General features: G+C 38.8%; 7 protein-coding genes, 13 tRNA genes, 2 rRNA genes and 2 pseudogenes. 3 read left to right on the forward strand and 21 right to left on the reverse strand.

Annotation, left to right across the window (positions count from 1 at the left end; genetic code table 11):
* Positions 1-650: 650 nt before the first annotated feature.
* Positions 651-1259, reverse strand: coding sequence for a transglutaminase-like domain-containing protein (locus ETB99_RS03505; RefSeq protein WP_128999774.1), 609 nt, complete (start codon positions 1257-1259; stop codon positions 651-653).
* Positions 1260-1512: 253 nt separating this feature from the next.
* Positions 1513-1596 (reverse strand): annotated as a pseudogene (locus ETB99_RS14915) (MOSC domain-containing protein); the annotation flags it as partial.
* 174 nt (positions 1597-1770) lie between these two features.
* Here ETB99_RS14915 and ETB99_RS14920 point away from each other — a divergent pair.
* The 3 genes and pseudogenes from ETB99_RS14920 to ETB99_RS03520 all read left to right on the forward strand — a co-directional run.
* On the forward strand, positions 1771-2004 hold the full coding sequence (locus ETB99_RS14920; RefSeq protein ID WP_171699811.1) for a sigma factor-like helix-turn-helix DNA-binding protein: 234 nt from the start codon (positions 1771-1773) through the stop codon (positions 2002-2004).
* 553 nt (positions 2005-2557) lie between these two features.
* Complete coding sequence (gene istB, locus ETB99_RS03515) at positions 2558-3274, forward strand: IS21-like element helper ATPase IstB (RefSeq protein ID WP_253263532.1); 717 nt, start codon at positions 2558-2560, stop codon at positions 3272-3274.
* A 143-nt stretch (positions 3275-3417) separates the two neighbouring features.
* Positions 3418-3705, forward strand: a pseudogene (locus ETB99_RS03520) (transposase); the annotation flags it as partial.
* Between the two features lie 418 nt (positions 3706-4123).
* Here ETB99_RS03520 and ETB99_RS03525 read toward each other — a convergent pair.
* The 19 genes from ETB99_RS03525 to ETB99_RS03615 form a co-directional block, all read right to left on the reverse strand.
* Complete coding sequence (locus ETB99_RS03525) at positions 4124-4459, reverse strand: DUF3147 family protein (protein WP_035067856.1); 336 nt, start codon at positions 4457-4459, stop codon at positions 4124-4126.
* On the reverse strand, positions 4447-4872 hold the full coding sequence (locus ETB99_RS03530; protein ID WP_064214044.1) for a MarR family winged helix-turn-helix transcriptional regulator: 426 nt from the start codon (positions 4870-4872) through the stop codon (positions 4447-4449). The genes ETB99_RS03525 and ETB99_RS03530 overlap by 13 nt, the downstream gene beginning before the upstream one ends.
* A 270-nt stretch (positions 4873-5142) precedes the next feature.
* A complete protein-coding gene (locus ETB99_RS03535) occupies positions 5143-6006 on the reverse strand; it encodes an aminoglycoside phosphotransferase family protein (protein WP_171699915.1) in 864 nt (287 codons plus the stop codon).
* A 288-nt stretch (positions 6007-6294) separates the two neighbouring features.
* A complete protein-coding gene (locus tag ETB99_RS03540; protein WP_375153706.1) occupies positions 6295-6624 on the reverse strand; it encodes a hypothetical protein in 330 nt (109 codons plus the stop codon).
* Positions 6625-6668: 44 nt separating this feature from the next.
* A tRNA-Leu gene (locus ETB99_RS03545) sits at positions 6669-6751 on the reverse strand.
* A gap of 58 nt (positions 6752-6809) precedes the next feature.
* A tRNA-Leu gene (locus ETB99_RS03550) sits at positions 6810-6895 on the reverse strand.
* Positions 6896-6906: 11 nt separating this feature from the next.
* Positions 6907-6980, reverse strand: a tRNA-Cys gene (locus tag ETB99_RS03555).
* A gap of 11 nt (positions 6981-6991) precedes the next feature.
* Positions 6992-7063, reverse strand: a tRNA-Gly gene (locus tag ETB99_RS03560).
* A gap of 5 nt (positions 7064-7068) precedes the next feature.
* A tRNA-Gln gene (locus tag ETB99_RS03565) sits at positions 7069-7143 on the reverse strand.
* A gap of 17 nt (positions 7144-7160) precedes the next feature.
* Positions 7161-7236: transfer RNA gene (locus ETB99_RS03570), tRNA-His, on the reverse strand.
* A gap of 8 nt (positions 7237-7244) precedes the next feature.
* Positions 7245-7318 (reverse strand) — tRNA-Trp (locus ETB99_RS03575).
* Between the two features lie 4 nt (positions 7319-7322).
* Positions 7323-7407: transfer RNA gene (locus tag ETB99_RS03580), tRNA-Tyr, on the reverse strand.
* A 5-nt stretch (positions 7408-7412) separates the two neighbouring features.
* Positions 7413-7488: transfer RNA gene (locus ETB99_RS03585), tRNA-Thr, on the reverse strand.
* A gap of 39 nt (positions 7489-7527) precedes the next feature.
* Positions 7528-7603, reverse strand: a tRNA-Phe gene (locus ETB99_RS03590).
* Positions 7604-7608: 5 nt separating this feature from the next.
* Positions 7609-7684 (reverse strand) — tRNA-Asp (locus ETB99_RS03595).
* A 5-nt stretch (positions 7685-7689) separates the two neighbouring features.
* A tRNA-Met gene (locus ETB99_RS03600) sits at positions 7690-7766 on the reverse strand.
* A 28-nt stretch (positions 7767-7794) separates the two neighbouring features.
* A tRNA-Val gene (locus ETB99_RS03605) sits at positions 7795-7870 on the reverse strand.
* 10 nt (positions 7871-7880) lie between these two features.
* Positions 7881-7997: ribosomal RNA gene (rrf, locus tag ETB99_RS03610) — 5S ribosomal RNA — on the reverse strand.
* Positions 7998-8245: 248 nt separating this feature from the next.
* Positions 8246-8367 (reverse strand): 23S ribosomal RNA (locus ETB99_RS03615); the annotation flags it as partial.

Below are 8367 nucleotides of genomic sequence, written 5' to 3' on the forward strand. Positions count from 1 at the left end.
TAACAAGGGGTACTTTCATTTTCTCATTTTTAGTTGATTATTACCGAATACGACTCGAACCTTCGTGCTGTTTGCAGATATTATATAAATTATCTCATTTTTGGTCAATACTTTTTTCTTGCTTTTTTTCTGCATTATTAAGATTCGTAAATTTTTCTGCACTGAGGTAGTTAACTAAAAATGAGATTCGATTTTGGAGCACAAAAATCTCAAATAACACCATAAAACAATAATCATTTCATTGACCATTTAGTATAAGATTGAAAACACACTAAGCAAAGACGCTTGGATAATTTTTTAAAAACCAAACGTTTTCTTTTTGTCACTCAACTATTGCCAACCGTTCGTAAAATTAATGGAATGTTCAACTATGTTACATAACCTTATTAAAATACTGGAAAGAGAAATTTTCAGTATAGACCCCCATGTCGTGCTTACGGCACCAGCAAATGATGAAAATACTAATTTTCGGGATAGTTAAATAAGAAAAGAATAAAAAGTTTTCGAAAGATAAATTTTACCTATCACGTTTTTTAAATCTTCGGCTTTGTTAAATTTCAGTGTTGATTTTTATACCACAGAAAAAGACCGAAGTAAATCGGTCCTTTTTGTATGCCTTGTTCAACTATCGCCACCTTTATCTTAAACAACTATAAATATTCTGGCAAATGATTTTTATACATTTCTAATGCATCTGTATGTTCTTCTAAAACAGCAATTGTTTTTAGATGTGGCTTCGCATAAATTATTGGATAATCTCTTTCATCAAATTCTTTTTGAGGAGTAAAAGCTAACTTTTCTTCGTCAATTGAAAATTGAGCATCAATTCCCTTTTTATTACCACGAGCATCTAATCGAATCCATTTATTAAGTGTTTTCAGAAAAATTGCATTTAGAGCATGAATACAATAACCTTTTTCTGGCGTATCAAACAACATCAATCGTTGATAACAAAAACCAGTTGGTATCCCCTGCGAACGTAGTAGTGCAGCTAATAAATTTGATTTTGCATAACAAATTCCTTCTTTATAGTAAAGAACCTCAGAAGCTTTACATGTAACTCTTGTGCTTTGTATATCCCACGAATGAGAAATCTCATCTCTTACAAATTCAAATGCTATTTTAGCCTTTTCCATTTCTGACTGTCCTTCATGAAACAATTCATTCATTTTTTTCTGAATTAAATAATGGGAAAAATTTACAACATCCAATTCTTCCAGATAATCCATTAAATTAGTGGACTCAGGAATTAGTTCCACTTTAGTTCCCCCTTATCAAATATGATTTTACATAATTATACATATATTTAAATAAAAATACAATAATAGTTTACTTAGGCAACTTCAACTATACTACCCGTTAGTCCAACAAGAAAAACGATACTCCTTCTGAAGTATCGTACCCGTTAGCCAACCATGAAGCGAGTTTCACCACAGATTATGCAAGAAGTTCTGTCCTTCCATGGGAGCTTAGTAGAGTTGACATTTGGTTTGATGGTGATTTGGCAAAATATCATTCAAGAAGAAAGACTTCATCACCTACATGAATTTCACCTGTTTTTATAACAGAAGCATAAACGCCAAAATGATTATTTCGCGGAATGAATTCGCTCGGCATTATAAAAATGTATTTGATAATTTAAAATTGAGCCACTTTTGAAGGGTTCGATCACATAAAAAATGAGCCACCTGATTTCCAATTTTCATTACCTCCCTTATGATTGAAAGTGCCTAAACTTTTCATCAGAGGGAGAGAAAAAGGGTGATCAAGATGGCTCAATTTCATCATATCAAATTCTTGCATGAGGTAGAAGGGCTATCCCAACGACAAATTGCTCAAAAATTAGGGATTTCAAGAAATACCGTAAGCAAATATCTAAAACAGAATGAGGCTCCAACCACCATTCATCGGCAGAAAAACTATCATGGAAAGGAGTATTCCGATGAAACAAAGCGAGTCTTACCCATTATTGATCAATGGCTCGAAGACGATCTAAAACGTTGAGGAAAACAACGCCATACCGCTGCCAGAATTTATCGAAGATTGGTCGATGAGTATAATTTCAAAGGATCTGAGTCCAACATCCGTAAGGTTGTAGCCAAACGTAAGAAAAAGCTGCAGGAAGTCTTTATTCCCCTTGACTTTCAACTCGGCCACCAATTCCAATTCGACTGGGGAGAGGCGGATATTATTCTATAGGGTCGAACACAACGAATTTACCTCTTTTGTATGCAACTTTCAGCAAGTCGAATGCGATTTGTACGAGCATACCTGCATGAGAAACAGGAGGCTTTCTTAGATGGCTTTGTCCATGCGTTTGAATTCTTTGGAGGAGTACCTACCGAAGGGGTATTTGATAATTTAAAAACGGCTGTAGTAAAAAATACTCCAAGGGAGAGATCGTCTCGAACAGGATGCTTTTCTAGCCTTACAAGCCCACTATTCGTTTAAGGCAGAGTTTTGTAATATTCGTTCCGGGAATGAAAAAGGACGAGTGGAAGGGACGGTCGAATACGTAAGAAGAAACGCCTTCGTTCCGCTTCCGGACGTACAATCGCTGGAGGAATTAAACGCTTATCTATTGGACTGGTGTTTGAGAGAAGCGGAAGAAAGAAATCTACGGTATGAAGAATACTTATTGGCACTATTAGAAGCAGAAGTGCAGGCAAGAGAGGAAAATCAAAGACAGCGAAGGCTCAAACAAGCTGCCTTTCCCATCCACAAAACTTTAGACACCTATGATTTTACTTTCATGCCGAGCTTAAATCGAAATCGATTTCTCACACTCGCAAAAGGTGAGTTTGCAGAGAGAAAAGAGAATATTATTTTTCTAAGGAATAGTGGCACAGGGAAAACCCATTTGGCCATTGGGCTTGGAATCGCCATGATCCAAAATGGCTACAAAACAAAATTCATTACTGCTTCCGAATTAGTGGAAGAGTTGCTTATTGCTAAAGAAGAGCACAAACTTGGTGCGTTTGAGAAGAAGTGGCTCAAATATGATGTGATCATCGTAGATGAACTGGGATATATCCCCTTTTCCAAAACAGGAGCAGAGCTATTATTTCAGTTCTTTTCCAATCGCTATGAACGTGCAAGTGTCATCATTACAACAAATCTTGAATTTGTAGAATGGACGAACATTTTTGGGGATGAAAAGATGACAGCAGCGTTGCTTGATCGGCTCACTCACCGTTCGCACATTCTTCTTCTAAACGGAGAATCTTATCGATTCCGTCAAAGTATGAAACAGAGGGAAAATGGGGAGTGGTAGCCAGATGCGCGAAGTTTTTGGATGACTTGCCCCTAGGGGCAAGTCATCCAAAAACCCACCCTCTCCCATTTATTGGAACTCTGATTCTAAAGGTGGCTCACTTTTGAAGTGATCGCTCTGGCTCAATTTATTATTGACAAAAACAAGAAGTTCAATCTTGGGCCAATGAGTTGGATGTCCTCCTTACATTTATGGATTATCCAAGCAGTATTCGAAGTGTGATTTACACGACGAATGCCATCGAACGAACGATCAAGGAGATTCGGAAACGTCTCAAGGCGATGAACAGTTTGAGCAGTTTAGAAGCCGCTGAAAAAGTCGTGTATTTGACCATCCAAGATTTTAATGAGAAATGGGCAGGACGAAAGTTACGAGGATTTGCCGAAGCGCATGAAGCCCTTCAACGAATGTTTGAAGAACGTTATTGTTAACCAAATACTGTAAATAAACAAAATAAGGGGATTCTCCCTTTCCACACATAAGACTGAATATTCAGTCTTATGTGTGGAGGAAATATCCCCCCCTCTATTCTAAATCCATTTCAGAGATACCCTATCTATCTTACATTACACAAAATTCTTGACGGTACCGGATAGTTGTTTTAACTTTGTTATACTTTAAAACGAAAGTTATTTTATGTTTCTTGATAGCTATACTGAAGGAGGTTACAAATTATGAAGTTTAAAACAGTATTACGAAATATGACACAAGCAGTTTTTGCCAACCATGAAGCGAGTTTCACCACAGATAGTGGAAGTTAATTCATTTTTCCATAGGAGACCTCCATGCCAAGTTGCATCACCAGCAAAGGATAAAAAATACTAATTTTCAGGATAGTTTAATTTCATTTTATATGTTCTTAAATACAATATTCTGCATGGCTAAAAATACTCCCCAACCACCTAATCCTAATCCAATCGATAAAATTAATGAAAATGAAGCCTTTAAGGAAAAAGCCACAATTAATAATAAAAAGGCGGTTGCTGGAAATCCCCATAAAACACCAAATACAAATTTACTTAAATTTTGTGTTTGTTCTCCCTGAAAATAAAGCCAAAATAAACTCAATAAACTGACCAATGGTAATGCTGCTATAATTCCTCCAAAGGTCGGATATCTCTTTGCCACTTCTGTTACAATTCCAATTATTATTGCTGATACTATTATTTTTACTAACGTAAACATTTTTTTGCCCCCTCATTAAGAATAGAAAAAGCCTTTTGTATTATCTCTAAATCAGATGTACGAAGATTTTCTAAAACTTTCCTTAATTTATCTTTATCCAATCGAGTATGTCGATACAACACGTTCCTTCCTTCTTCAGTTAAAGTTACAAAAACTTTTCTTTCATCTATGCTACTTCTTCGTTTAGTAACAAGCCCTTTTTTTATTAGTCTTTTTGTATGTTCAGAAGCAGTATTATGGGATACATTTAAATGTTTGGCTAAATCTCCTATGGTTGTTTCTTTGTTTTTTTCAATATGTTGCAACAAACGAATGGCTTGATGAGTAATATTATCGTCGTGAACATAATGTAATAGGTAATAGATGTCCGTCCATTGCTCGTTGATAGTCTCAATCATATTATCCAATTGCATAAGGTTACCTCCTTTCTGTATTTATATCTTAATATAAGATATATTCTTATTACAAGATAAATAATAAAAGTTTATCAAAACCTTCTAACGCGAATTTAATCCTTCTTCAACTATCGTTTCCCGCTAATCAATCATGAAGCGAGCTTCACCACAGGTGATGAAAAAATTTTATTCTTCCATGGGAGACAACCATTCGGCATCTATACGGCACCATCAGAAGGATGAAAATACTAATTTTCAGGATAGCTGAGTAAGCAATAAAAACTAAAATCATGTGTCTTTGATTATGTTCTTCCAGTAGTTCCAAGCTTTTAGATAGTCCTCTAAATCATTTGGATGATGTCTAATACATGTTGCTAATCTGAGATATAAACCAATAAGCACTTCTTCATATAATAGTTGTTCACTTTTGTTCCCTTTAATTATCAAATGACTTGCTGCTGAATTTATCGTTTCTTTAGTTAAATCATCTGGTGAAGAACAAAACGCATAGATTAAATCATAAAGGGGTTCTCCAAAAACAGGAGTTGGATCAATCACCCCACATAACTGTCCCTCATTAAAAATAAAATTATGTACACCACAATCCCCATGTAATAAAAATGGTTCTCTGTTAAAACTATTTCTATTTGGACTTTTCACAAGTTCAAGTACAAAATTTAAATCATCTTTTTCTAAGTGTGAATCTAAAATCTTATTTGCTTCAATAACCCTATTCAAAAGAAAACCTTGCCACGAATCTGTTGGTTCATTTGCCCATCCCCAGCCAACGGAATGAGGAACGGTCTTATAATTATTTATAAGGCGTTGCACAAGCACCTTAAGTATTTCCTTTTTATTTTTTCTAACATAGTTTGTAGAACCAGAAATGAATGAATAAACTATGTAATTATATGATTGCCCAACATACAGAAGTTTAGGTAATAGATTTACGTCCTTATAAAAATCAAGAAAATATGCCTCTGATTCAAGAACTTGCGGTTCATTCAACTTAACGACATATTTGGCGTTATCACTGTTACCAAGAAGGTATAAATTACTTATAGTTCCTCCGTTTAACTGTTTATACTCAATGGTATTTGAATGAATGATTTTTTTATTGACTAATTCTTTAATTATCTCTTGAATGTCCATAATTTCTCCGCCTTCCATCAAATAATGATGTAAATGTCAAAATAAGAATGCACAATTTTGATTGTATAGTGATGTACAAAAATGATTTTATGGATAATTATGTTATTAAGTGGTGGATAGTAATAACTTGACATGGAGCCTCTACGGGCATGACTTACGAGCCAAGAAACCAGCAATATCAATAGCTGGCTCCGCCTAACAAGGCTATCATGCCCGCCTCTCCATGTAAAGTTGCCCTAAGGCAATGAGAGAAACTATATAGCTTTAAACAATCATTTTTGTACATAGTTAAATTAGCATTTCCAATTTTATAAATGCGTTTAACTCGCTGCGATAATATTTAATCGTATGTTCCCTTAAATTCCTCAATTCGCAATCCTCAATAAATATCTCTAACAATTCCTCAAATGTGTATTCAATTTCTCCAATGTCGTCAGATATTAACAACAACTCTTCACGACTCAGCTCTCCTCTTCTTCCTCTCTTGCTCTTTCTCTGCAATTCTCTCTCATTTTCCATTCTTCCCACTTTCCATTTCACCTCACCGAACACGATTGTACGCACACGATTTTCTTTTCTCGAATCGTATTCGGTAAATAAAAAAACAAGGGATTTCACTTACGTGAAACCCCTTGTCCCTAAAGCCTTTCCCCTATTTTCGATGCCGATGGTGGGAGTCGAACCCACACGGGCAAAGCCCACACGATTTTGAGTCGTGCGCGTCTGCCAGTTCCGCCACATCGGCATGTCAAATACAACGATTCAATTATACCACGACACCTAGCTTTGTCAAGCCTTTTCAGTGCCGAGAGCCGGACTCGAACCGGCACGGTAGTCACCTACCGCAGGATTTTAAGTCCTGTGCGTCTGCCAATTCCGCCACCCCGGCGCATAAAAAAATGGAGGCGGCAACCGGATTCGAACCGGTGGTAAAGGTTTTGCAGACCTCTGCCTTACCACTTGGCTATGCCGCCGTGAAACAAAGAGCGGAAGACGGGACTCGAACCCGCGACCCCCACCTTGGCAAGGTGGTGTTCTACCACTGAACTACTTCCGCATATATGGCTGGGGTAGCTGGATTCGAACCAACGCATCACGGAGTCAAAGTCCGTTGCCTTACCGCTTGGCTATACCCCAATGTTTTAAAACGGATATGGGGCGACTAGTGGGAATCGAACCCACGAATGCCAGAGCCACAATCTGGTGCGTTAACCACTTCGCCATAGCCGCCATGTTTTTGGCAGGGGCAGTAGGAATCGAACCCACACCGGAGGTTTTGGAGACCTCTGTTCTACCATTAAACTATGCCCCTAAGATGGTGGAGGGGGACGGATTCGAACCGCCGAACCCAAAGGGAGCGGATTTACAGTCCGCCGCGTTTAGCCACTTCGCTACCCCTCCGCAGATGGTGCCGGCTGCAGGACTTGAACCCGCAACCTACTGATTACAAGTCAGTTGCTCTACCAATTGAGCTAAGCCGGCACATTATATATATTTATACGAAGCCGACATGATTCAAAATGGTGGCTCGGGACGGAATCGAACCGCCGACACAAGGATTTTCAGTCCTTTGCTCTACCGACTGAGCTACCGAGCCGTACATGGCGGTCCCGACGGGACTCGAACCCGCGATCTCCTGCGTGACAGGCAGGCATGTTAACCACTACACTACGGGACCAACTTTGGTTGCGGGGGCAGGATTTGAACCTGCGACCTTCGGGTTATGAGCCCGACGAGCTACCTGGCTGCTCCACCCCGCGATGATAAAAGTAAACCAATGTTCATATATGGTGGAGGATGACGGGATCGAACCGCCGACCCCTTGCTTGTAAGGCAAGTGCTCTCCCAGCTGAGCTAATCCTCCATTTCATCTTGCCCGGCAACGTCCTACTCTTGCAGGCGGTGTCCCGCCAACTACCATCGGCGCTGGAGAGCTTAACTTCCGTGTTCGGGATGGGAACGGGTGTGACCTCCCCGCCATCGTCACCGAGCAATAATGCTTTAGACAAATGTTATTATAACGGAATATTTTTTGTTGTCAAGCATTTTTTTATTCCTTGAAAACTAGATAACAGAACAGTCGCCTTCGCTTTTCGTGATGTCTAGCTTCGAACTAACATCCTCCTACGCCTTTCGCTTTTTCCGTTCGACGTGCGTGCACGTCTTCGTCAAAAGCTTTCGGCTCCGTCGGACGTTTCCTTGGCTTCACCAAGGACCGTTCTCCGCTTTTCTTGTGTGTTTAGTTAAGTCCTCGATCGATTAGTATCCGTCAGCTGCACGTGTCGCCACGCTTCCACCTCGGACCTATCTACCTTGTCATCTTCAAGGGATCTTACTCGCTTGACGCGATGGGAAATCTCA

It is taken from the genome of Anoxybacillus sp. CHMUD, from assembly GCF_013096965.1.
Classification (GTDB): domain Bacteria; phylum Bacillota; class Bacilli; order Bacillales; family Anoxybacillaceae; genus Anoxybacillus; species Anoxybacillus kestanbolensis_A.